At 42.9% G+C, this 26,486-nt stretch carries 15 protein-coding genes, 1 tRNA gene and 3 pseudogenes; 3 read left to right on the forward strand and 16 right to left on the reverse strand.

The annotated features are described in order from the left end of the window. Positions 1-170 precede the first annotated feature (170 nt). The 4 genes and pseudogenes from FD729_RS05260 to lolC form a co-directional block, all read right to left on the reverse strand. Positions 171-290 (reverse strand): annotated as a pseudogene (locus FD729_RS05260) (NAD-dependent protein deacylase); the annotation flags it as partial. A 93-nt stretch (positions 291-383) separates the two neighbouring features. After that, positions 384-1,628, reverse strand: a complete 1,245-nt coding sequence (gene lolE / locus FD729_RS00345; RefSeq protein WP_159931323.1) for a lipoprotein-releasing ABC transporter permease subunit LolE — start codon at positions 1,626-1,628, stop codon at positions 384-386. Further along, positions 1,628-2,332 carry a lipoprotein-releasing ABC transporter ATP-binding protein LolD gene (gene lolD / locus FD729_RS00350; RefSeq protein ID WP_159931324.1) on the reverse strand — a complete coding sequence of 235 codons (705 nt, stop codon included), beginning with the start codon at positions 2,330-2,332 and terminating at the stop codon, positions 1,628-1,630. The genes lolE and lolD overlap by 1 nt, the downstream gene beginning before the upstream one ends. Beyond that, a complete protein-coding gene (gene lolC, locus FD729_RS00355) occupies positions 2,325-3,524 on the reverse strand; it encodes a lipoprotein-releasing ABC transporter permease subunit LolC (RefSeq protein WP_159931325.1) in 1,200 nt (399 codons plus the stop codon). Before lolC ends, lolD begins: the two co-directional genes overlap by 8 nt. A 504-nt stretch (positions 3,525-4,028) precedes the next feature. On the opposite strand from lolC, the pseudogene mfd reads away from it, so the two are divergent. Both mfd and FD729_RS00365 read left to right on the forward strand, forming a co-directional pair. Beyond that, positions 4,029-7,190, forward strand: a pseudogene (gene mfd / locus FD729_RS00360) (transcription-repair coupling factor). A 464-nt stretch (positions 7,191-7,654) separates the two neighbouring features. Beyond that, positions 7,655-7,739 (forward strand) — tRNA-Ser (locus tag FD729_RS00365). 656 nt (positions 7,740-8,395) lie between these two features. Here FD729_RS00365 and efeB read toward each other — a convergent pair. The 4 genes from efeB to putP form a co-directional block, all read right to left on the reverse strand. Continuing rightward, positions 8,396-9,685 (reverse strand): iron uptake transporter deferrochelatase/peroxidase subunit, encoded by a 1,290-nt coding sequence (gene efeB, locus FD729_RS00370; protein WP_159931326.1) that lies wholly within the window; start codon positions 9,683-9,685, stop codon positions 8,396-8,398. A gap of 1 nt (position 9,686) precedes the next feature. Further along, positions 9,687-10,814 carry an iron uptake system protein EfeO gene (gene efeO, locus FD729_RS00375; RefSeq protein WP_159931327.1) on the reverse strand — a complete coding sequence of 376 codons (1,128 nt, stop codon included), beginning with the start codon at positions 10,812-10,814 and terminating at the stop codon, positions 9,687-9,689. Between the two features lie 19 nt (positions 10,815-10,833). Continuing rightward, entirely contained in the window at positions 10,834-11,658 is an 825-nt protein-coding gene (efeU, locus tag FD729_RS00380) for an iron uptake transporter permease EfeU (protein ID WP_159931328.1), read from the reverse strand. Between the two features lie 182 nt (positions 11,659-11,840). After that, the gene (putP, locus tag FD729_RS00385) at positions 11,841-13,334 is read right to left on the reverse strand and encodes a sodium/proline symporter PutP (RefSeq protein WP_159931329.1); all 1,494 of its coding nucleotides are present in this window, start codon (positions 13,332-13,334) and stop codon (positions 11,841-11,843) included. A 426-nt stretch (positions 13,335-13,760) separates the two neighbouring features. On the opposite strand from putP, the gene putA reads away from it, so the two are divergent. After that, positions 13,761-17,708: a trifunctional transcriptional regulator/proline dehydrogenase/L-glutamate gamma-semialdehyde dehydrogenase gene (gene putA / locus FD729_RS00390; protein WP_370461855.1), complete on the forward strand. Its 3,948-nt coding sequence runs from the start codon at positions 13,761-13,763 to the stop codon at positions 17,706-17,708. 341 nt (positions 17,709-18,049) lie between these two features. On the opposite strand, the gene lpoB is transcribed toward putA, so the two are convergent. From lpoB to fabF, 8 genes and pseudogenes are all read right to left on the reverse strand, one after another. After that, positions 18,050-18,607 carry a penicillin-binding protein activator LpoB gene (gene lpoB, locus FD729_RS00395; protein ID WP_204162606.1) on the reverse strand — a complete coding sequence of 186 codons (558 nt, stop codon included), beginning with the start codon at positions 18,605-18,607 and terminating at the stop codon, positions 18,050-18,052. A gap of 250 nt (positions 18,608-18,857) precedes the next feature. Then, positions 18,858-19,208, reverse strand: coding sequence for a purine nucleoside phosphoramidase (hinT, locus tag FD729_RS00400; protein ID WP_159931332.1), 351 nt, complete (start codon positions 19,206-19,208; stop codon positions 18,858-18,860). Positions 19,209-19,495: 287 nt separating this feature from the next. Beyond that, a pseudogene (gene ptsG / locus FD729_RS00405) lies at positions 19,496-20,967 on the reverse strand (PTS glucose transporter subunit IIBC). A 208-nt stretch (positions 20,968-21,175) separates the two neighbouring features. Beyond that, positions 21,176-21,967 (reverse strand): metal-dependent hydrolase, encoded by a 792-nt coding sequence (locus tag FD729_RS00410; protein ID WP_159931333.1) that lies wholly within the window; start codon positions 21,965-21,967, stop codon positions 21,176-21,178. Between the two features lie 18 nt (positions 21,968-21,985). Further along, a complete protein-coding gene (locus FD729_RS00415) occupies positions 21,986-22,984 on the reverse strand; it encodes a DNA polymerase III subunit delta' C-terminal domain-containing protein (RefSeq protein ID WP_159931334.1) in 999 nt (332 codons plus the stop codon). Then, positions 22,981-23,613 (reverse strand): dTMP kinase, encoded by a 633-nt coding sequence (gene tmk / locus FD729_RS00420; RefSeq protein ID WP_159931335.1) that lies wholly within the window; start codon positions 23,611-23,613, stop codon positions 22,981-22,983. The genes FD729_RS00415 and tmk overlap by 4 nt, the downstream gene beginning before the upstream one ends. Positions 23,614-24,244: 631 nt before the next feature. Then, positions 24,245-25,063 (reverse strand): aminodeoxychorismate lyase, encoded by an 819-nt coding sequence (gene pabC, locus FD729_RS00425; protein ID WP_204162602.1) that lies wholly within the window; start codon positions 25,061-25,063, stop codon positions 24,245-24,247. Positions 25,064-25,184: 121 nt separating this feature from the next. Beyond that, a complete protein-coding gene (fabF, locus tag FD729_RS00430; RefSeq protein ID WP_159931336.1) occupies positions 25,185-26,429 on the reverse strand; it encodes a beta-ketoacyl-ACP synthase II in 1,245 nt (414 codons plus the stop codon). Between the last annotated feature and the right edge of the window lie 57 nt (positions 26,430-26,486).

The raw sequence follows: 26,486 nt of genomic DNA on the forward strand, positions 1-26,486 counted from the left end.
TGCAAGCGGTGTCATACGTTTAAAAGTACTGTACTAGCTTGGTATCAAATAGATATTGTTGAGATGTCTTCACACTATCTACTCGATAATTTTCTCACGGTACTAAAGGTGTTAACGTCTCACACAAATGGGACTCCTGCTTCGGTCAAGAATATAACAAACGACTAAGAATGAGTTACAAGTTCTATTTGTCGATCTCGCTCAAAGATACGCTGACGAAACCGTTGATATATCTTACGACGTATCTTCTTATAGCGCACAAGTCGTAAAGACCGACGAAGTGTATGCATAAAAAAAATCCTTATAGATTATAGTTAGACCGCTTTCATAAACCTCAAGTTCGTTAACACGGGCGACACAGTTCTGCGCTGTCCTTTTATTGATTAATGATGGTTCAGAATACATGCTGGATCGATGCGACTAGCACGTTGTGCAGGATACCAACCTGCCAGAAGACTAAGCACTATGGTCACTAGCAGCACAGAAAAAACATCAAGCCAATGTAGTTCAGACGGTAGAAAATTAATAAAGTAAATATTACTTGCTAGTAAATGATATCCAGTCAACGATTCTATCCAGTAGACCAACATGGTAAGATTAAGAGATATCAGCACTCCAACCACCGCACCGATAAAGCAGCCAAATAGGCATACCAGCAGGCTATACCAGATAAAGATTGCACGGATCAGATCATCTTTTGCTCCGAGAGTACGCAGAACCGCAATATCACTGCTTTTGTCTTTTACTGCCATCACTAACGTTGAAATGATATTAAAGCAGGCTATGCTAATCACCAACAGCATCGCCAAATACATAATAGAGCGGATCATCTGAATATCGCGATACATATAGCCGAACTTGCTGATCCAACTATGAATATAGACGGGAGCATGTGTTGCTTCTCCCGCATTACGCGTTAGTTTTTCCGCCTGAAAAGGATCGTACATCTTTAGAGCGATACCCGTGACACTGTCATTTATATCGAGATATTTTTGCGCATCTGCTAGCGGCACTAACGCCAAGCTATGGTCTAGTATACCGCTCAGCTGAAGAATACCGCTGACATGTAAAAGAATACGCTTCGGCTGTAATAATTTTGTACTGACATTATTGTTGGGAATTATGATACTAACCCAGCCGTCCTGTTTCACATTTAGTGAGCGTGCAATGCCGCTACCTAGAATAATCTGCTGCTTTCCAGCGGTAAAGTTTGCCCAAGCATTACCCTCGACAAAACATGGTAGCGTGCTAAGGTATGGTTCCTGTATGGGATCGACACCTTTTACCTGTAATGCTTGCAGCTTAGTGCCTTTCTCAATCAGTCCGTTGAAGTTAATATAAGGAGCAGCGGCTGCAATACCGGGTACCTGTTCCACAGAAACAATCAGGGACTGCCAGTGACGGAATGGTTGATGTACTGCTTCTATTTCTCCGTGCGGCACTACAGCTATAATACGCCTATTAAGCTCTTGCTCAAATCCGTTCATTGAGCTTAGACCGATAATGAGCACTGCTACGCCCATTGCAATACCCAATGTCGAAATAATAGAAACCAGTGATACCATGCTGCTACGCTGGCAACCGCGGCTGAAACGCATCCCTAAAAACAGGGATAAGGATAAAACCATTATACTATTCCTGCTAATGTCACCTTTTCTCTTAACTCGCCATCCCGCATTTCCATTTGACGCGATAACTTTTTTGCGAGATGAAGATCGTGTGTTACCACAAGAAAAGCAGTATTATGACGTAAATTTAATTCTCTCAATAATTCGAAAATAGAGTCAGCGTTACGTACGTCGAGGTTACCGGTTGGCTCATCTGCCATTACTAGGCATGGGCAATGCACCAGCGCGCGAGCGATAGAAACTCTCTGTCGCTCGCCGCCAGATAGCTCTGAAGGACGATAATACACGCGTTTTCCCAGCCCTACTGCTGCCAGCATATCACGAGCACGCTGCTGGGCTTCTGCTTTACCGCTTTTGCCAATCAGAAGCGGCATCGCGACATTTTCCAGCGCATTAAAATCTGGTAGCAGATGGTGACGCTGATAGATAAACCCTAACTTACGGTTGCGTAGCACTGCTTTAGCTGAAGAGGACATAGAGTTGAGAGACTGGCCATTAAATAAGACTTCACCGGAAGTTGGGATATCAAGGCCGCCTAGCAAATGTAACAACGTGCTTTTACCAGAACCAGAACTACCGACAATCGCTAACAGCTCGCCTGGCTCTAGGCTGAAGGTAACGTTACGTAGAACATCAGTCTGTATACCTCCTTCCTGATATCGTTTGCATAGAGCTCGGCACTGTAATAAAGGGACATTACTCATAACGTAGAACCTCAGCGGGGGGGTTAACCGCGGTACGCCAAGAGGGATAGAATGTTGAAAGAAGTGCTACTACCATAACCGTTAAAGCAATAGTCACTATCTGCCGGAGATTAATATCGACCGGTAGCGCCGAGTCTTCAAGAAATAGACTGATTACTGGCATCATATTATTAAGCTGACTAGTAAATAACACACCCAGTAATGTACCTAACATTGAACCGATAATCCCGGCGCTAGCTCCTTGTACCATAAATACCGCCATAATCTGGTAACGAGTCATGCCCTGGGTTTGTAGAATTGCCACTTCACCTTGCTTTTCCATAATAAGAAGCCCTAGTGAAGTAATAATATTAAAAATAGCGACAGCGATGATTAGGCTAATTAGCAATCCCATCATATTTTTTTCCATACGCACTGCCTGAAAGAGATCCCCTTTACGGTTGCGCCAATCCTTCCATATTAGTCCGTCTGGTAATGACTGCTGGCTAAGTACGTCTACTTTTAATGGATTATCGAGCCATAAACGCCAGCCAGTGACATTACCTGCTGGATAACGCATTAATCTTGAGGCATCTTGTTGATTAACTATAATCTGGTAGCGATCCACCTCACTATTGGTCGCATAGGTGCCCACAACCTTAAAGAGACGCTGGCTTGGTACGCGTCCCACTGGTGTAAACTGGCTAACTAACGGCACCATAAGCCGCAGCTTGTCACCTTGTTTAACACCGAGTTGTATCGCTAGCTGTTCACCGAGAATGACATTATACAGCCCTGGTTGTAGAATGTTTTGCATCGTGTTGACCAGAAACGGCGTTAGGGGATCCTTTTCTTCTGGCGTGATACCGAGCATCACGCCTATTGACATATTATGTACACTCTGTAAAACCACTTCAGCGGTAGTGAGTGGCGCTATGCGGGTGACGCCCTGCAGTCTTAGGTTGCTTGCTGGTTGTTGTTGAGGATTAATACTGCCTTTATCACCGGTAATCAATACCTGCGGCATAAATCCTAGAATATTGCTCTCCAGTGCATGCTCAAATCCATTCATTACTGACAATACGGTGACGAGTGCAAGTACGCCTAGTGTGATACCTATAGTCGAGAGCCACGAAACGAAACGACCAAAGCGATCCGCTGCTTGACTATTCATATAGCGTAGGCCAATAAATAATGCGATGGGTTGATACATATTATTCTGTTTTGGTAATTTCCCCAATTAGTAGGCCAGTGATAATTAAAAAATCATTTAGGTTTGTAAAATCTCATAATTCTATGGGTACAAATTGTATCAATTTTTTTGCGAAGGAAACCCCATAATCCGGCTATATGCTTAATCGATGATCGTGTATTTAGGCTATATTACTAAATATATTTAGAGTTATGTACCTTAAATCTAGGTTTAGACAACATATTCGACTATCTTAAATATAGTATTGTAAGATACTAATTTGCAGATTTCACAATTAAGATTATGAACTGTTTAAATAAAAACACTTTGTAACTAAGTGAAGTAAGAATGTATCAAGCAACTACAGATGTTATTATTGCACCTAATCTGAACGAATATCAATCTTCCATATGTGCACTATACCTAACTATATATCAGTAACATAAGCAACTTGCTTAAAGAAAAACTATAGCATTAAGTAATTACTAAGGGGTAAATCTCCTGTCCGCACAAACTCTCTTTACTATGCTAGTAAAACTTGGTGATTGCTACCCGCTTAGTCATTTGACCGATGTGGTGTATGTGTTATATTGTGCCAATATCACCTATTATCACTCTGGTCTGATGATGATTATCCCAGACATAAAAACTACATGGCGTTTGCTGTATGCACTCGTTCAGTTCACTGAACTTCCAATCAGCAAGGTCTCTGATTAGAAGATGTGGCTTTATAACAGCTTATACCCACGTACGGATATCATTTCGGCCAGCTTGGCGACACTCCGTCAGCTGCCGAATGTAGCACAGTATACTAATTATACTGATGCACAACTTGATACAGCACATCTGTGCGTATAATTATACGCACAGATGTGCTAATGATAATCAAAGCAAGGGAACAGATTATTGCGTAACGGCTTGCTTCTAATAGTACAGGCCGTTTACCGCCATTTAGACAGACTAATGAAATACAGCAAATATATTACGTGGGGCACGTTGTTTGATCTATTCTATATCAGCAGTCAAACATCCCATCGAGTTAACTTCTACGATAACAAGATTGACGATATCCAGAGACTTTTTAACGTTGACACACACCGTACATCAGAAGCAGTTTCAGTGATTAATTTACTATCGTATTATGAATTTTTAATCAACAAAAAGGCAATTGGACTCTTGCGTATCCGATGGCGCGATCTGTTTACTGTGCACCATGAGATAGAATATATCTATAAAAAAATAAGCAAAGACACTCTGCCAAGCGAGGTAGGATACTATCAATGGCGCTTTTTTAAGCAAGGTCTGCTGATGATCTTGGGCTTCTTTCCCCAAAAGAATGTGATTATGAATCATGGTAATCTCAAAAAGAGAATAGAAAATTTTTGGTGGAATGTCGAAACACGCTATGAGAACTACTGCTTCAATCCAATACGTCGGCTTATAAAGAAGGAGATTAAGCTAAGTCAACAAAAGGTACATTGTTTTGATAAGAGCATTCAGGAGCTGCCTACACTGACTATGAGCACCAGTAAGTGTAATTCGGTTAACACCCTACGCAATTGCGCTCCCATTGATGAGAACGACCAGTTTGGTAAAAACGTCAGTTCTCACTTTCAACAAGATAAGAGCTATCCCATCAATTCCAATATTTTCATTCACAACTGGGATATGCTAATACCAGGACAACCGGTAGTGCATTTAGAACACGGAGTCGGTCGTTATATCGGTCTTCGTACTCTGGAAGTAGGAGGTATCAAGTCGGAGTATCTGATGCTCTCTTACGCTAATGACGCTAAACTTTATGTACCAGTGTCTTCTCTGCATCTCATTAGCCGTTACGATGGTGGTGCAGATGAAAATGCTCCACTACACAAACTGGGAAGCGATACTTGGTCGCGCACGCGGCAGAAAGCGGTTGAAAAAGTGCGCGACGTTGCAGTAGAACTGCTGGATATTTACGCCCAGCGTACTGCGAAAGCAGGTTATGCTTTTAAGCACGATCGCGAACAGTATCAGCTCTTTTGTGAGACGTTCCCGTTTAAGACCACTCCAGATCAGGCTCAGGCGATTGATGCGGTGTTGAACGATATGTGTAAGCCATTGGCGATGGATCGTCTGTTGTGCGGAGACGTAGGTTTTGGCAAAACCGAAGTAGCGATGCGTGCGGCTTTCCTAGCAGTTAATAATCATAAGCAGGTAGCTGTGCTAGTACCGACTACATTACTGGCACAACAGCACTACGATAATTTTCGAGATCGCTTTGCTAATTGGCCGGTGCGTATTAAAATGCTATCGAGATTCTGTAGTGTTAAAGAACAGTCGCAAGTTTTACAAGAAGCTAGTGAAGGTAAAATTGATATCTTAATAGGTACTCATAAGTTACTAATAAAAGATATGAAATTTTACGATTTAGGTCTGCTGATTATTGATGAAGAACACCGTTTTGGAGTGCGACACAAAGAGCGCATTAAGGCAATACGTGCTGATATCGATATTTTAACGCTGACTGCAACACCGATTCCACGTACTCTAAAAATGGTGATGAGCGGCATGCGTGATTTATCAATTATCGCCACACCACCAGTATGTCGTTTGGCAGTAAAAACCTTTGTATGTGAATACAACTCCTTAATTGTACGCGAAGTTATTTTACGTGAAATTTCACGTGGTGGCCAAGTTTATTACCTTTACAATGATGTATCGAATATCGAGAAAGCAGCACGGAGGTTGGTGGAGCTCGTGCCAGAGGCATGCATTGCCATCGGCCACGGCCAGATGCGGGAGCGCACCCTTGAAAGAGTAATAAATGATTTTTATCATCAACGTTTTAACGTGCTAGTTTGTACTACTATTATTGAAACTGGTATTGATATTCCAACTGTCAATACTATTATTATTGAGCGTGCTGACCAGTTTGGTCTAGCTCAACTACATCAATTAAGAGGTCGGGTTGGACGCTCTGATCATCAGGCATACGCTTGGTTACTGACGCCACATCGGAAAGCGATAAATAGTGATGCGCAGAAGCGTTTAGAAGCAATTGCCTCGTTGGGAGATCTTGGTGCGGGCTTTACGCTAGCAGCACAAGATCTGGATAGCCGTGGCGCAGGTAAGCTATTAGGTGAAGAGCAGAGTGGCCAGATAGAGACGCTAGGTTTCTCATTCTATATGCAATTACTAAAAAATGCAGTGGAGGCGCTTAAAGTAGGACGTGAGCCGTCATTACAAGACCTCATTAGTAATCAGACTGAACTAGAACTACATATCCCTGCTCTTTTACCAGAGGATTTTATTCCTGACGTTAATACGCGTCTATCTCTCTATAAGCGTATTGCTAATGCTGAAAACACAGAAGTGTTGCGGGATCTTAAAGTTGAGATGATCAACTTCTTTGGCTTGTTACCAGATGCTGTGCGCAATCTACTAGATAGTGCAATGCTTCGACTATTAGCGCGTAGTCTTGGTATTTGCAAGATCGAAGTTAGTGATAAAGGAGGCTTTTTTGAATTTACGCCAAAAAACAATATTGATCCTACCTGGCTCATCAGCCTGTTGCAAAAAGATCCTAAGCAGTGGAAGCTTAATGGTCCAACGAGATTGTGCTTTACCAAAGATTTGCCTGAGTGCAAACTGCGTATAGAGTGGGTGCAAGACTTTATGACCCAGTTGAGTAAAAACTGCTCATAACAGAAGAGTATATTCAAGCATTCTTGATCAATAGGCAACGTTTACTTGTTTTACAGTAGGGAGTTTGCCTACCTTAATTCAGTGCCATCATGTCAAATAAGGTAACTTATAAAAATACATACCATCACGTGTTAATATGGATCCTAAAAAAATCATCTTTAATTTTGATTGGATATTTAATACTATTAACTCTTTTAGCTCATCACTTTCTTCCTGCAGTTAGTGATTTAGATGATATCATATGCTGTATAGCATAGCTTTAATAAATAAGTCAGCGATAAAAATGTATACTTATTATATTTCCACTGTTTATATCTTCTTAGTAAGAGTTTATATGATAAATTTCATTTATGTGAAATTACAACCGCGATTTTTTTAAATAAAGATCAAATATTGCTTGATCCATTTCTTACTAATCTTTATAGTAACGTCCTTTTGAACTAACAAGTTCGGAAATAGTGTATGGTGAGGTGTCCGAGTGGCTGAAGGAGCATGCCTGGAAAGCGTGTATACGGGAACGTATCGGGGGTTCGAATCCCTTCCTCACCAAAATTATAAGTGCTGGATGGGGGTACATTGCTTTTCTACAACTGCTTTACACTATCTTCATTATAGCACCTAACAAGTTCATTAACTGCTAATTAACAATTAAAGTGTCTTTTATACAAGTTAAAAAATTACTTTTTTTATGATACTAGCTCTTTTTAAAAAAGCATTAGATATAAGTTGACTATCTATTAATTAATTCTAGCGCCAATATTACCTATTTTGTTGTATGCTATTTAGCTAAATTTAATATCAAGAACGCTATTTACATTTTTGAATGTTATTTCATGAGTATAATAGATAAAAGTACAATGCCTAACCTTTCAACTTTCTAAAAGAAGCAAAAAATTTTTTAACTAGAATCTCTTTCAACTGGATAGGAATTTATTTTTTTAATAATTTGCTATTAGGTATTCTGAGTTTCTTTCAATATATATATGTAGTACGGGGGATTTTTAAATAAGATTTATTGATTCTGTAGATATGATATTATCTCAGGATTACTACTATTTTTCATAACATGGATTTAATTATTAGGCTGGTGAAAAACCAGCCCAATTCACACTATAAGTTGATATATCAATTATTCTTTCTTGTTTTTTCTCGGTACGAGGAAAAACAGCGTTACTCCCTACCATTAATTGAACATACAGATGGAATTAAGCTTCTAACATCGACTGTGCCAGATAACTTTTCTCATTCACAACACCTGGTAAAACAAAAAAGTAACCGCCACCGATTGGACGCACATATTCCTCCAGATCTTCTCCGTTTAATCGTTTCTGCACAGTAATGAAGCCTTTTTCTATATCATGCTGATAACACACAAAGAGAAGGCCCATATCAAGTTGTCCTGATGCGGTAACACCCTCCGAATAGCTATAGCCCCGCCGTAGTATCAAGCTACTCTCCGTCTCACTAGTACGAGGATTAGCAAGACGAATATGTGCATCGAGAGCGATAATCTTGCCGTCTGGATCCTGCGCGTAGTTGGGAATATCTTTCTCGTGATTCATACCTAACGGTGCACCACTTAGTTTTTCACGGCCAAAAATAGTTTGCTGCTCGCCGAGTGGAGTACGGTCCCACATTTCGACGTAAAAACGAATAATGCGTGCTACCTGATAACATCCGTTATGAGCCCAAGCTGGCTCATCTTGATTAGATGTAACCCATAATAGCTTGTCCATCAACAGGTTATTCTGAGTATCAGGATTCGCAGTACCGTCTTTAAACCCGAGTAGGTTAATCGGTGTTTCTTTACTTCCATTACGGGAAGGAGAGTCAGCAATGAAACCTTCGCGTCGCCAGCGTACACCAAGCAGATCGGGCGTATGCTTAATAATATCTCGCACTGCATGGATAACTGTATCTTGAGTATTTGCACAGATTTGCAGCAGCAAATCTCCATGGCACTGAGAGGCATCAAGCGAATCATTCGGGAAACGCGTCATAGTTTGAAGTTTTTTTGGCCGTACATCCTCTAGGCCAAAGCGATGGTCGAATAACGTTGCTCCTACCGATACCGTAATCGTGAGGTTGTCCGGTGCAATAAACCCCCCTAAGATGCCAGAATCCATCGGTGGTAGCTGTAGATTAACAACAGGTGGTGCTAAGCCTCCATGAGTTAAAAAAGAAATCCGGTTGGTTAATACCTGAAATAACCGTACCAAATCAGCTTTATCACTGGCCAGCACATCAAAAGCGACTAGCATCATTGATGCCTGCTGCGGCGTGATAATGCCTGCTTGATGCTGTCCATAAAAGGGCTGCACCTGCTGCCGAGCCTCAACCGCCGAAACCACTGATCCCATGGGATCAGTGGGAGTAGTTTCTGCCGATACATGAAACGGACAACCACCACTTAAGGCAGTCGCACTGCCAAGCATTCCTAAACCCTTTAAAAGGCGCCGCCGCGCGGACTGTATTTCATCCTGTCGATGACTCATACTAATCAAGACCTAATGTAGCACGTAGTAAAGAAAGATCTTCCGCAAGCGCAGTAATGGGGCCTTTAAGCGCATTACGGTCGACGCGAGTTAATTTTTCATAAGAAGCATATCCATCTTTAAAGCAATATTTTTTAATTATGGCGTTAATCTTCTTAAAATTACTGTCTATTTTTGATAGAAGTTGCGGATTTGCCTGCTGTATCTGCGGACGCAGTAGATTGACAATTTTTTGCGCACCGTCGAAGTTTGCTTGAAAATCCCATAAATCAGTATGGCTATAGCGATCCTCTTCTCCTGAGATTTTCTTGGCAGCGATTTCCTCAATCAGCGCTGCTGCACCACCGACCACTTTTACTGGCGGGAACGCTAATTCACTGATACGAGACTGCAGATCCCGTACGTCTAGATTTAACTGGTTAGCATAGCCCTCCATACCTTTAGTGCTATTGTTGCTAAATAGAGCTTTCTCCAAGCGATGAAAGCCAGTAAATTTCGGATCTTTCTCTTTGTGCTCAAAATCATCTTCACGCGCATCAATGTTACTATCAAGATCAGAAAAAAGCTCAGCAATAGGTTCAATGCGTTCATAGTGCTGGCGTGTCGGCGCATAGAGAGCACGGGCTTTGTTGAGATCACCCGCTTTTACTGCACGAGTAAAGGCTTCTGTTCCCGCCACGAGTTGTGCTACTTCATAGGTGACGTAAGTTTTATATTCAGTAATAGGACCTATTAGCGCCATTACATCAGGTTGACTGTTCTTTGTCTTTGAAGAGGTTTCGCTGTTCTGCACGATAATTTTACCCTTGATATTGCTCAGTAGACCACAGGTCATCTCATACTCCCCAGCTTCAAGGTTAGCAGTTAGCTTTTGAATGAAGCCAGGTGCAATATTCTCACGTTCTTCCACTACCATTACACCTTTGAGAATTTCCCACTCCACTGCTTTATCGCTATTATTTTTAATTAGAAACTGGGTTTTACCTTCCTTAACCGTTAACTGAATCGGTTCGCATTGAGTATTAGTTACACTGACATAGACCTGAGGAATATCGGTTGAGTCAGCATGACCAGATAACAAAGCTAGCAGTGAAGCTAGCAACGTTTTGCAGCGAAAGCAAGTCATCATAGATATTCCATATCCCCTATTAGAGAGAAAGTTGGCGCTGCGAACGCGTAGGTAGTAAAAACAGAAGTAGTGTTGGAATAAGATAGAAAAAATATACTGTTACTTCACTGATGCTTGGTGATTCCTGATAGCCTAGCACTCCCTGAAGCAAGGTCCCCAATAGCGAATGAGTAGATAGCACATTACTCATATCAAACACAACAGTCTGAAAGTGGTTCCAGATACCTGCTTCATGAAAAGCGCGCACGGCGCCTGCTGCCAATCCGGCGGCGACAAAAAGAATAAATAAACCGCTCCAATAAAAGAAATTTGCCATATTAAGCCGTATGCCACCTAAATAAAGCAGAATACCAAGCACTATCGCAGTAGCTAGACCGAGGAGCGCTCCTATCGCTGGAGCGTAACCGACATCCTGAGTAAAAGTTGCCAGTAGAAAAAAAATCGACTCCAGCCCTTCTCTCGCCACAGCAAGAAACACCATCAGCACCAGAGCTAAACCTCCGCATCTACTTTGGTTCAGTGCCTGATCAACTGCCTCTTCAAGCTGCGCACGCATGTTACGAGCTGCCTGGCGCATCCAGAATACCATCGAGGTAAGAATGGCGACAGCTACAACGGCTACGATACCTTCAAACAACTCTTGTTCTTTTTGCGGAAACTCTCCGGTAGTCTGATTAATAAAAACTCCAAGTGCTACACAAATTGTGGTAGCGATAAAAACGCCCGTCCATAGTGCAGGGAACCATTGCTTACGTCCCGTGCGTTTTAAATAACTACTGATTAAACTCACAATCAGTGCCGCTTCAAGGCCTTCACGTAGCATGATAAGAAAAGGAACAAACATTACCAACCTCATGAATGTTAAGCAGAGTTAACCGCAGACAAAGCTACATAAAATGCGAATGCTACCGATTAGCATTATCGCCATTAAAAAAACAAGTAATCTTTCGAAATTATTTTGTTGAAGACATCAAAAAAATCTACTACTAACGTAAAGAAGCAAGCATACATTACTCCATTTAGCAATTATTTAGTAAGGTATTCCGCTTCAGCTGCGGCAAAACGCTGTTGCATAGCAGCTGATGGCGCACGACTTAGTAGGCTAAATACTACAATCGCGATACTGGCAAAAACGAAGCCAGGAATGATCTCATAAAGATCCAGCCAGTGGTACTGTTTCCAAATCAGAACGGTTACTGAACCGACAATAATACCTGCCAGAGCGCCGTTTCTCGTCATACGCTTCCAACAGACACCTAAGAGAACCACTGGTCCAAAAGCTGCCCCAAAACCGGCCCAAGCATAGCTTACTAGTCCCAGCACGCGGTTATTCGGATTAGAAGCAAGAGCAATGGAAATTAGTGCCACTAGCAGTACCATGGCACGACCGAACCACACAAGTTCTTTCTGACTAGCATTTTTGCGTAGCAAACCTTTGTAGAGATCCTCAGTTAGTGCGCTAGAGCAGACTAACAGCTGGCAACTCAATGTTGACATTACTGCTGCTAAAATAGCCGAAAGTAAAATCCCCGCAATCCACGGATTGAACAAAATACGTGCCAGTTCAATAAAGACACGCTCGCTGTTACCGCTGACTCCAGCTGCTTGCTCAGGATGGTTCTGAAAGTAAGCGATCCCAAAGAAACCAACGGCTACTGCACCTGACAAACAGAGTACCATCCATGCCATACTAATACGACGAGCGGTGCGGATTGAACGGTGAGAGTCTGCTGCCATAAAGCGTGTTAAAATATGTGGTTGCCCGAAATATCCGAGTCCCCAGCCAAGAAAAGAAATAATAGCAACGAAATTTAGTCCTTTAAGCATACTGAGGTCTTCAATATTTTTTGCCTCAATGACCGATAACGAATCGTCTAATCCACCTACCGCAACAATCACGATGATTGGCGTTAAGATTAATGCGAAGATCATCAGACTTGCTTGCACAGTATCAGTCCAGCTCACCGCCAAAAAACCGCCCACCAAAGTATAAAGGATAGTCGCTGCCGCACCAGCCCAAAGTGCTGTTTCATAGCTCATACCGAACGTACTTTCAAATAGACGCCCACCTGCTACTATGCCTGATGCACAATAAATGGTGAAGAAGATCAAGATTACTAACGCAGAGATCACGCGCAAAACTTTGCTTGTGTCTTCGAAGCGGCTAGTAAAAAAATCAGGTAAAGTTAAGGCATTATCATGGTGCTCGGTCTGTACTCGTAAACGTCCCGCTACGATTTTCCAGTTTAGCCAAGCGCCGATAGTTAAACCGATGGCAATCCAGCTTTCAGAAATACCTGAAAGAAAAATCGCACCGGGTAGTCCCATCAGAAGCCAACCGCTCATATCTGATGCGCCCGCTGATAGTGCGGTTACTACACTGCCTAGACTGCGGCCTCCTAAAATATAATCATCAAAATTCTTAGTAGAACGGTAAGCTACAAAACCTATTAGCACCATCCCAATTATATAAATTAAAAAAGTTACTATCATTGGTGTAGTTGGTGTGGTTGTACTCATTTGTCTCTCCCACTTTACAGTTGTTTCTCCAAGAGAAACCGCACGCTGGAGCATCGCGTGAATATGTATATGTAATATACTTTATCCACGTTCACGCACTTACCCCTAGGCGCGGTATCTTGCCGGAAAGGCGCAACACGCACAATGGTATCTAACACAGGCATCACGGTGGCTCTACCTTTTGTTGATGTATTTTGTTGACAGGTTGCACGAGCTCACATTTCAATAGTTGCACCTGCGTAATTTTGACAAGATTCTTACAACAAGTTCCTGACTATCTTTTTTTTGACGCTAACAAATTAATCATTAAAAAGGCTGCAACACAGGTCACACTTAACACTGTTGCACAATATTACAACATCAGTGATAGTGCTGCCCACATACGTATTATAAGATACAAAAAAAAGGAGTGAAGATGTCATGGGCATGACTACTACCATTGATATGAAATTAGATGAAACTACCCGCGAACGTATTAGACTGGCGGCGCAAAAGATTGACCGCACCCCGCATTGGCTCATTAAACAAGCAATTTTTCATTATCTCGTCCAATTGGAAAAAGGAGAAATATGGCCGGAGAGTCCTATAACAACATGCGCACTGATCGAGATAGAAGAGAAACCAACAGAAGAAACATATCGGCCTTTTTTTGATTTTGCCGAAAACATTCTGCCGCAGTCAATGTTAAGAGCCACTATTACCTCTGCTTGGTGTCATCCTGAAACTGACGCTATACCTATTTTGCTAGAACAGGCAAGGCTGTCTAGAAGTCAGGCAGAAAAAACGTACGAGCTAGCATATAATCTTGTCGATAAGCTAAGGCAAAAAAAATGGGCGACTGGGCGCGCTGGAATAGTGCAAAGTCTACTACAGGAGTTCCCATTATCTTCGGAAGAGGGGGTGGCTCTAATGTGTCTGGCAGAAGCGCTTCTCCGTATTCCAGATAAAGACACTCGCGATGCCATAATTCGTGACAAAATAAGTAATGGAAATTGGCAATCACATCTTGGGCGTAGCTCTTCCCCATTTGTTAACGCTGCTACTTATGGATTGTTCTTTACTCGGCGTTTTATATCAAACGATAAAACTAACCTATCGCACTCTCTTAACCTAATCATTGATAATTTTTGTAAGCCTTTTATTCGTAAAGGTTTTGATGTAGCAATACGTCTTATGGGAGAGCAGTTTGTTACTGGAGAAAACATTGCCGAAGCATTGGCGAATGCAAGAAAGTTGGAAGCAAAAGGTTTTCGATATTCTTACGATATGCTTGGTGAAGCAGCGATGACTGCCAGCGATGCTAAAGCTTACTTAGTATCCTACCAGCAGGCGATCCACGCTATCGGAAAAGCCTCCAAAGGCCGCGGTATCTATGAAGGCCCTGGCATCTCGATCAAACTTTCTGCATTACATCCGCGCTATAGCCGTTCTCAATATGAACGCGTAATGGAGGAACTTTATCCACTTCTAAAATCTCTAACGTTGCAAGCACGTTCTTATGATATTGGTATTAATATTGACGCCGAAGAGGCTGACCGATTAGAGCTGTCACTCGATCTGCTGGAGAAGCTCTGCTTTGAGCCGGAACTGGAGGGGTGGAACGGCATCGGCTTCGTGATCCAGGCCTATATGAAACGCTGTCCGTTCGTAATCGACTGGCTGATCGATTTAGCACAACGTTGTCACCGACGCTTGATGATTCGTCTAGTAAAAGGGGCTTACTGGGACAGCGAAATCAAACGCGCTCAGGAACAAGGCCTTGAGAACTATCCAGTATATACCCGCAAGGTCTACACCGATATTTCTTACTTAGCTTGCGCCCGAAAATTACTGTCAGTACCAAACCTAATCTACCCACAGTTCGCCACCCACAACGCCCATACCTTAGCGACAATATACCAAATGGCAGGTAACAACTACTATCTAGGCCAGTATGAGTTCCAATGCCTACATGGTATGGGTGAGCCACTCTATCAGCAAATAGTAGGTAAGGTCGAGGATGGCAAACTGAACCGCCCATGCCGAATATATGCCCCAGTTGGTACACATGAAACACTACTCGCCTACCTGGTACGTCGCCTGCTGGAAAATGGCGCTAATACTTCTTTTGTTAATCAACTCGCGGATACCTCTTTACCAATAGATGATATAGTGGCTGATCCAGTCTCAGCTGTTGAAAAGCTAAGTGCTAGTGAAGGCATCATTGGTCTGCCGCATCCGAAAATTCCTTTACCCCGCGATCTTTACGGTACGGTCCGTAGGAACTCTATTGGAATCAATATGGCCAATGAACACAATTTAGCTAAGCTTTCCAGTTCTCTACTGAACAGCGCCACACAATCCTGGCTGGCGCAGCCTATTATTGATAGCGAACTAATAAGCTATGGTGAGACATCGTCTGTTATCAACCCTGCCGTTCTAAGCGATATTGTTGGCCAAGTACGCGAAGCAAGTGAAGCGGAAATTTCACTAGCGCTAGACGCCGCAGTGAATGCTGGTTCGATCTGGTTTGCGATTCCTCCGACCGAGCGTGCTGAGATTCTCGATCGCGCGGCGCAGCATATGGAAGCTTCGATGAATCAGCTCATCGCTATTCTAGTGAGAGAAGCAGGCAAAACCTACAATAATTCCATCGCAGAAGTGCGTGAAGCAGTAGATTTTTTACGCTACTACGCCAGTATAGTTCGTAATAATTTTGATAATGCAACCCATCGTCCTCTAGGACCAGTGGTCTGCATCAGCCCATGGAACTTCCCACTAGCGATTTTCACCGGGCAGATTGCAGCTGCGCTGGCAGTGGGCAATAGCGTACTAGCTAAACCTGCCGAACAAACTCCCTTGATAGCTGCACAGGCAGTACAGATACTGCTAGATGCAGGAATACCTTCTGGTGTGCTGCAGTTACTACCAGGTAAGGGAGAAACCGTTGGAATGCAATTAACGTGCGATCCGCGCGTACGTGGTGTAATGTTTACCGGCTCTACCACAGTAGCTACGTTGCTGCATCGTACTCTAGCCGGTCGTCTTAATCCGCAGGGTTGTCCGATACCACTTATCGCTGAAACCGGCGGATTAAATGCGATGATTATCGACTCATCCGCACTGACAGAACAAGCAGTGGTCGATATTCTTGCTTCAGCGTTTGACAGTGCTGGACAACGTTGCTCAGCACTACGTCTGCTCTGCCTGCAAGAAGATGTAGCAGATCACATTCTGAAAATGTTGCGAGGAGCGATTGCAGAATACCGTATGGGTAATCCAGAACATTTATCTACTGATATTGGTCCGGTAATTGATGCCGAAGCAAAATCCAATATTAAATTTCATATTCAAGCTATGCTAAATAAAGGCAATGTGGTCTATCAAGCAGTACAGGAGAACTTGAAGGATAGGATAGGGTGGCAGAACGGTACATTTATCAAACCAACTTTGATTGAACTTGAACGAATTAGAGACTTAGAAAAAGAGATTTTCGGTCCGGTACTACATGTAGTACGCTATGCGCGTGACGCGCTACCGCAACTGATCGAACAAATTAATGCCACTGGTTACGGTCTGACACTGGGCGTGCATACTCGTATAAATGAAACTCTTGCGAAGGTAATAGGAAAGGCTAAAGTAGGCAATATGTACGTCAACCGCAATATGGTGGGAGCGGTGGTCGGAGTACAACCGTTTGGCGGGGAAGGATTATCCGGCACCGGACCAAAAGCGGGCGGTCCGCTCTACCTCTATCGCCTGTTATCCAGTCGTCCAGAAGATGCACTAGGGCTTATCTTTAAGCATCATGATGCTGAACGCCATACGGACAGTGTGCTGTGCGAATCGCAGCTAGAGCCCCATATTGCATTAAGTACCTGGGCCAAAAAAGATAACCCTGAATTTTCGGCTCTCTGCCAGCGCTACTCTGCATTAGAACTCGTGGGTAGTGTTCTTCTATTGACTGGTCCAACCGGCGAGCGCAATACTTTCTCTTTACTACCACGCGAACGTATACTCTGTATAGCTGATAATGAGCAGGATATTCTGGTGCAGTTAGCAGCAGTAACTAGCGTCGGCAGCCAGGCACTATGGCCAGACGATGAGTTGCATCGTAAGATGCGTAATATGCTGCCGCGTATAGTACAGGCACGTATTCATTTGTCAAAAAATATGCTTTCGTCACACTTTGACGCCGTCATTTACCATGGTGATACCGATCAATTGCGTATACTGTGTAAGCAAATTGCTGCTCGCGATGGTGCGATTATTTCTGTGCAAGGTTTTACCCGCGGTGAAACCCATTTGCTATTGGAACGTCTGTTAATTGAACGTACTTTAAGCATTAATACTACTGCTGCGGGTGGAAATGCTAGCCTAATAAATATTGGCTAAGAAAGAAAAGAAGCAGTAATTTTCTGCCAGAAAATTATATAGGACACGCTAGAAAAAAATGCCCTATTCGCTTCTTAGCAAGCGAGCCTCCTTACCGCACAAGCTATATAATTAACTGTGCGCCTGGATATTAATATAAAAAGCGCATCCCATGATACGCTTTTTATTGTAAATAATCTTCTATCGGTGATAACCAGTAGTATCTTCTTTTGTAGATTCATTTAGAATGACACTCTTGTTTTTGTCTGTGTTTAGTAATTTATGGCTAGTTCCGTAGGTGGTTAATTAGAAAGAAACTAGCTAGTTTTTTCACTCCTCCGCTTCTCTTATTCAGAGAAGTGTTAATTCAGAGTGACGACACCTTGACTCGACCAAATAATTTCTCCAGTTTTTACTGACATCAATTGCATCTGCAGCGTCGGTGTTTTCGCATCGCCCTGTACGGTGCTATAAAGTACGTACTGTGCTTTTAAAGTACGAGCTAAGCCAATTGCCTTACTACGGGAGTGAAAACTGTCATTTGTAGATAGTCCTAACATTTGCCTGGTTTGTGCTAGCTGGTCGTTGGTTACTAGAGTAAACTTTCCGTTATTGACCAGTGCATTCTGGATTGCATTAGTAGCTTTTTCTTTTTGTAAAGTGCCGTTAGTGCTATTTTTAATGCAATCAACCATCAGCAAGCTGTTTGAAGAACTATTTACCGAATGTAACATTTGCGACACTAAAGGTTGTACGCTGACATCCCAGTTAATAGTCTTGAACTTCGGCAGCTGCGGCACTATTTGTGGTTTCGGAATAGGCAGTGGTGGCTGCGTTGCTTCAGTGGGTCGTATTAGTTCAACATGCGCTGGTCTCTGCTGCTGTTTAGTAACGCAGCCAGTGAGAAGAATAAGCGTCATCAGTAGTAACGCTACAGAACGAGGTAATTCATGAAACACGCGATAGTTCTCAAATATAAAAGTAGAAACTAATCTAACTAGCTTTGAGGTTAAGGTTTCCCCGCTAAGAAGGAAACTACACCAGCAGCCCCAGTACCCGTTTTTGCAGGGTAACTTCAGTCTTTTTTTCATTAGACCGATAAGTAAAGCATCGACAATTTCATTTTTAAATACTTCGAAGTATCAATCATTATTTGGTGATGTGTGAAAATTAGTAGGCTAGCATGGGTCCTAGCGGCCGTCCGCCCAACAGATGCATATGAATATGATTCACTTCCTGTCCACCGTGACGGTTACAGTTTATGATCAAGCGATATCCGTCTTCGGCAATACCTTCAGAACGTGCTATTTTCAAGGCCACGGTAAATAAATGTCCCATAGACTCTTCATGGATAGGTAATAAATCGTTGACGGTAGGAACTAATACATTAAGAACAATTAAAACATGGGTCGGTGCTTTTGGAGAGATATCTCGAAAAGCTGTCACTAGTTCATCCTGGTATACCACGTCAGCAGATATCTCTCGACGAATGATTTTACTGAAAATAGTTTCTTCCACCATGACACAATTCCTTGAGTGTGCTTAATATTCGAGTCCTATGTGAGAGGATTTTTTTCCTTTCAACATAGTACCATTTTTTTCGATTAACCACCTTATCGAATAATAACTTGTCTTCTCAATTAGGAGCACGAAGTTTTTTTGCGTTTTTGACCACCAACTGTATATTCCATATAACTCCGATAGTTTTACCCTACACTAGAACTTTCTATTGTAACATTCCGAACTGAATATTTATCGTATTTTTTAAACACACCAAAATCTCCCTAGGGAGATTTTCTTTATACTAGTCACATACCGCTGTGTATGTAGTCATCCATATTGGTTTTCAAGTTGTCAGATTTAGTACCGAAAATAGCTTGAATGCCAGAACCTGCTACTACAATACCGCGTGCACCAAGACTTTTTAACTCAGTCTTATCTACTTTTCTGATATCCACCACACTGATGCGTAAACGTGTAATACAGGAGTCCAAGTAAGTGATATTCTCTTTTCCTCCAAATGCTGCAATAAGTTTACCTGCTATTTCGCGACTGCTTATGCTGTTTTCTGAAGAAAGAAATTCAGTGGTAGTAGTCCCTTCATCATCACGACCTGGTGTTTTCAATTGTAACTTAGTAATCAGTACTCGAAAGATAGTATAATAAACTAGACCGTAAAGAATCCCGACAATTGGGAAAAGCCAAATTCTGCTGCTATTGCCGCTTAGTAAAATAAAATCAGTGAGACCATGCGAAAAACTGGTACCATCACGCATGCCAAGCAGGATACAGATAGAGAATGCTAAACCCGCTAGAAGAGCATGGATTACATAGAGGATCGGGGCAACAAACATAAACGAGAACTCAATTGGTTCAGCGATTCCTGTCTGTTAAGAAGGCAGTCAGTGCAGCAGAAACCATGATGCCGCCCACCTTGGTACGGTTTGCGGATTTTGCAGAATGCCAAATAGCGATTGCTGCGGATGGTAGACCATACATCTTAAATAGAAAACCGCCTGATAGTTTACCTGCAGTAGGATCACCCGCTAAATAGCGCGGAACATCACCGTGAAAAGTCTGGCCAGCTGCATTAGTGTATTCACCAATTTGCATTTGAAAAGGCACGTTCCAGATATGGTGCAAACCAAAAGGCAATAGTGCACGCTCAACAATGCCGTAAATGCCGAAGGCGACAACCGAGTTTTGATAGGCAGCCCACTGTGAGAAATTGTGGATAGCAGAACTAATTGCTGGCCAGATAAAGGAGAGTATGACTCCAAAAAAAATAGCCGTTAGTCCAGGTATAATAGGCACGAAGCGTTTACCAGCAAAAAAGCCTAAGTATTCTGAAAGCTGAATACGATAAAAGCGATTGAACATATAGGCCGCAATTGCACCGGCTATAATACCGCCCAACACTACCAGTATCTGACAAATGTCTGGTATCGATGATTCCTGTGCTTGAAACATTCATGCCCAATACTAGTGGGGCAACCACTGACATGGTCTTTACAATAAAGCCATAAGCTACTACAGATGCTAATGCAAAAACACCATCATTATTAGTGAAACCAATCGCCACACCGATCGCGAAGAGTAGGGGCATATTGGTAAATATAAAGCTGCCGGTCTCTGTCATAACACGGGAAACTATAGCTGGTTGCCAGCTATAGTTTCCCGAACCAACCCCTAATAAAATGCCGACAACGGGCAGAACTGATACTGGCAGCATAAGTGATTTACCGATCTTTTGCAGATTCGCAAAAGTGTGCCTGCACATAAACTGAAACTCCTAATATACAAGTGCAGTGTTGAACACTACCCTAACTTTGTTAAGTAAAACTTGTAAAATAGTTACTAGCGGATAAATTATAATTGTCACTTAAGGTAAAATAAATAAGCAGGACTTACATTAAAATATCTTTATTGTAGAAAAACATGAGCACTTATCAACTGCAATTTATTATTGAAGAGTGTGAGATAAAACTTCATACGCCCAGACGACTCTCTGGAATATGAAAAAGTGTCGAGAAATTTTGCGTGGTAGCAGCAGCTAAGGTTTCAATATCGACGCATTTTAAGACAGCGAGGTATTCCGCAATATCACGAGTATAGGCCGGTTGGTTTTCTTTACCGCGGTAAGGCACTGGAGCTAAATAGGGAGAATCAGTTTCCACCAAGATACGATCTAGAGGAACATAACGAACAGCTTCGCGCAGCTGCTCAGCATTATTAAAAGTTATAATGCCGGAAAAAGAAACATATAAGCCCATATCAAGCAGCTTCGCTGCCGTTCTCTTATCTTCCGTAAAACAGTGCAAAACACCGCCGCAGATTTCAACCTGTTCTTCACGTAAAATAGACAGAGTATCCTCACGTGCGTTGCGAGTATGAATGATAACCGGTTTATTAAGTGCAATACCGGTGCGTATATGCTCACGGAACGAGGCTTGCTGTTGCGCTTTAGTTTCCTGCTGATAGTGATAATCAATGCCAGTTTCTCCCAGTGCTACGACACGTGAATCGGTAGCTAAACGACGAAATTCCTTAAAATCGTAAGGCTCTTCTTGATTTAACGGATGTACACCCACCGAGAGTGCGATATTGTTACGGTCGCCTACCAGAGCCTTTAATGCATGAAACCCTGGAATAGTAGTTGCGATCGCCAGCATAAATTTTACGTCACAAGCAATGGCTTGATCGATGACTGCATCTAGATCAAGATTATTTTTCTGATAATTTAAGGCATCGATATGGCAATGCGAATCCACAAGAAACATAATTATCCCTTCCTAACGTTAAAATACAATACTGGTATTGCGTCTGTTAGCCCACCTCAGAAGTTGATCAGTTAATAACAGTTCGCAGTTAATAGCTCCTACGTGGAGCAGATTTTCACGGCACTGCATCCACTCATGCGTACTCTCATGCAGCGCACGAGAGGAAAAAAAATTCGCCAGTAACGCTACTACATCATGACGGTCAGGATTGATCATCCAGCACGTTGTGCACTGTTGCCATTTTATTGCATCAACTAGAAGCGCTAGTAGCCAGCTGATACGTTCAGCGACATCTTCCGTATCATTTATTAGTAGCACTGGCAACATTTTTAGAATATCTTCCTGCAACGCGTCGTGCAGCACGTTGCATAGCGCCTGGCGCAATTGCCACCGCACAGGTTCTAGCAGCTGCAGAGCGGCGGGCGGTGAGCCTGTGTTAAGACGTAGGGCAGTTTGCAGCACTTCCTTATCACAAGGCGCCTGCTGGCTTAACCACTGTAAGCTTTGTAGTTCATCAGGCGGTATGAGAGCAATTGCCATACAGCGGCTACGAAGTGTAGCAGGTAATCGCGAAGGTTGAAGGCTACTTAAAAAGAACCAGCTGTTAGTCGGCGGCTCTTCCAAGGTTTTTAACAACGTATTCGCTGCTGACTCGCTTAGCTGAGAGGCATAGGGAAACCAGACTACCTTCGCTCCTCCTTGCTGTGCGAAATCGTAAAGCTGTTCGATAACTTGCCGTACCATGTCAATTCCCAGAGTACTTTTCCCCTTTTCTGCTTCTAAACAATACCAGTCGGGATGTGTTTGTGCCTGCATTAGCCGGCAGCCATGACAGGATCTGCAGGTCTTGAGCCCGTCTGGCTTTTGACACATAAGCCAGCGACTAACTCCCCATACGAGTGCATCGTCGCCTATTCCGTTAATTGTTTTGACTAATAGCGCATGATGCGCCCGACCTACTTGATGTTGGTTTATAATGTATTGGTATAACTGATTCAACCACGGGTACCATTTCATGACTGTTGTTCCAACCAACACATCAGTGTTGTTTTGATTTTCTCCGTCACGGTATCGAGCGGCTGCATTGCATCAATAATCAGGATACTGTAGTCTGTTGCCGCTAATTCCATATAACGTGTACGAGTGCGTTCAAAGAAATGCAGCGACTCCTGCTCAATACGATCCAGCTCGCAGCGCGCGCGTGCGCGATTCAGACCAACCTCAGGCGTAACATCGAGATAGAATGTAAGATCAGGACGGAAATCTCCTAAGACTGCATTACGCACGGTACGCATTAGTGAACTGTCCATTCCACGTCCACCTCCCTGATAGGCCTGCGAAGAAAGATCGTGCCTATCGCATATTACCCAAGTGCCACGTGCTAGTGCTGGTTTAATTATTGTGTTAACCAATTGTACGCGTGCGGCGTAAAGCATTAGTAGCTCCGCTGTCTCAGTAATCTCTTCTTCTTCAATACTCTGTGTCACTAATATGCGCAGCTGCTCCGCTAGTGGTGTACCTCCTGGCTCGCGTGTGCAGACGATATCTTGAATACCTTTCTCGTACAGAGTGGTGACAATCTTCTCGCGTGCGGTAGTCTTTCCCGCTCCTTCTAGGCCTTCAATGACGATAAACTTACTTTTCATCTCATCTTTTTCCCTTTAATTGCTGTAAATAATCCTACATAATTCAGTGATGAATGATGAGATTTTTAGTAAAAACATCACCAACTTTACTACCATCGCAAAAAATAATAAAAGGAAATCTTTTTTCTAGATACGTTCCTACTTCTAGGAAATCCTTACTTGGTACAGTATCCGACCTAACTGTAAAGAGTTAATAGCATAGTGTTGTAATCGCGCTGCAAAGGAATGATATAAATAGTATGAAAAGTATAAAAGATACATATCAGTATAGAAATTGCCTTCGATAAACACGAGTAATCGATGTTCAGTATCTGTAATAGCGTGTTACGCTGACCATTTTTAAGCGTAACTACAGTAAAAATTTTCCCTTTTCACCTCTTAAGAGTAATTTAAGTATCGCGCGCACCACCATCCTTTTGTCTATCAAGGTAGGTATTTGTAAACTAGGCAAGCTCAAGTATTAGTTTAAGTTGTGTTCCCAGTACTGTACTTCTAGTACCTACTGGGTAAGATATCAATAATTATCTTGTCAATGGTTAAAGGGCCTTCGCAAGACACTGAATCTACTAATAGCTCGAGGCAGCGACAAAAACTCAAATCACTGTGGTGACCGTACAATTTTTTATCAAAGTCACTTCATTTTCATAAAATGACAGCTTTCCCGTAGCATGTTGTAAAGAGAGCGTTCCTTGAACAGCCTATCGTCCAACTGTCGCACTGGCAATACTGGCATCAAAGAATTGCAGATGACTACTTCGTCGGCCTCGAATAGCTGTGACAATCCACAGCAGACTACCTGACAAATTTGCCCTGCGGTTGACATCTGCTCCATTAGATAGTACCGCATTATCCCCTCGACACCAGCCTGTGTCAGATCAGGTGTAAAAACTCTACTACCCTTTCGCCAAAATAAATTAGCCGTACAGCATTCCACAATATTACCTGCGGTATCAAGGACCAGTGCCTCTTCGCCGTCTCTCTGGTCGAGATGTGCACGGATTAACACCTGTTCCAGACGATTTAGGTGCTTAATACCTGCTAGTAAAGGATTTTGTGCCAATCGAACTGGACTTGTACATAACTTTATGCCCTGTATTTGAAGCGTCTGATAATAGTATGGCCAAGATGAAATAGAAACAATGCGTGTTGTTTTACTTATACCTGTGCGGCTGTAACCACGTCCACCTGACCCAGCGCTAATAATAACCTTTAGGACCGCCTGCGTATGCGATTGCGCGGCCTTAATCATTTCTCTTTCCAATCGCGCCCAATCTACATTTAGCATTATCAGTCTTTCACAGCTCCAACGCAGACGTCGTAAATGCGCCTCTAGTAACTGAATACGTCCATTACGTACTGCCGCCGTGGTAAAGCATCCGTCACCGAACTGTACAGAACGATCGCTAATGGCCAGTGTGGGTTGCTTTTTCCCATTTATCCAGTTATACAAGTAGGTTTCTCTCGTGGGGAAAAGACGTTGCAATAGTATTGCTCTGTGTGAGAATCTATTTTCAATCTCTTAAGATAGAAAGCAATGAATGTAAATAAGGTCATTTTTGGCTACACGTGAATCATAATACTTTACGGAAGATTAGCGAACCGTTAGTACCGCCGAAGCCAAAAGAGTTACACAGAGTGTACTTCAGTCCACTAACCTGACGTGCTGTATGAGGAACGAAATCGAGATCGCAGCCTTCGTCTGGATTATCTAAGTTGATAGTCGGTGGTACGGCTTGGTCACATAGCGCTAAAATCGAGTAGATAGATTCTACTGCTCCTGCCGCCCCTAATAGATGGCCTGTCATGGACTTGGTCGAGCTAACCATCAGGGTTTGAATAGCCTTGCCGAAAACGGATTTCATTGCTTGGGCTTCCGCTTTATCACCAGCTGGCGTCGACGTACCGTGTGCATTAACGTAGCCTATCTGATCTGGCGAAAGTTGCGCGTCACGCAAAGCGTTTTGCATGGCCAAGGCAGCGCCTGAGCCATTTTCCGGCGTCGCTGTCATATGATATGCATCACTGCTCATACCGAATCCGACAATTTCAGAGTAAATTTTAGCACTTCGTTTTTTTGCATGCTCATATTCTTCTAGAACGATAATACCTGCGCCATCTCCTAACACGAATCCGTCACGATCTTTATCCCACGGACGGCTCGCTGCCTGTGGATTATCATTTCGGCTTGAGAGCGCGCGAGCTGCACCAAAGCCACCGACTCCTAAAGGTGTACTAGCTTTTTCAGCGCCACCTGCTAGCATTACATCAGCATCATTGTAGGCGATAATGCGTGCTGCGTGGCCTATATTGTGCACTCCTGACGTGCAGGCTGTTGCTATAGAAATACTAGGGCCTTTCAGGCCGTATGTAATAGTTAGGTGCCCCGCAACCATATTCACGATAGTTGAAGGCACAAAAAAAGGACTAATTTTGCGCGGTCCTCCCTTAACTAATAATGAATGATTTTCTTCAATCAGGCCTATTCCACCGATACCGGAACCGATTGCGGCGCCGATCCGACTAGCGTTCCCTTCGGTCACAACTAAACCTGAATCCTGCACAGCTTGTATGCCGGCAATGATGCCGTATTGGATAAAGTGATCCATCTTGCGCTGATCTTTGCGTGAAATGATTGCATCACAATTAAAATTTCTTATGGTGCCAGCAAACCGGGTTGCGTAGGCATTTGTATCAAAATGGTCGATCTGGTTAATGCCACTCTGACCGGCAAGGAGCGCACTCCAAGTAGATTTTACAGTTTTGCCGACAGGAGACAACATGCCAAGACCTGTCACCACTACACGACGCTTAGACACGTTCTTCCTCCGCTTTCCCTCCTTGGAGGGAAAGTAAAACTTTATATAACATATATA

Source organism: Pantoea sp. Nvir, from assembly GCF_009829915.1.
Classification (GTDB): domain Bacteria; phylum Pseudomonadota; class Gammaproteobacteria; order Enterobacterales; family Enterobacteriaceae; genus Pantoea.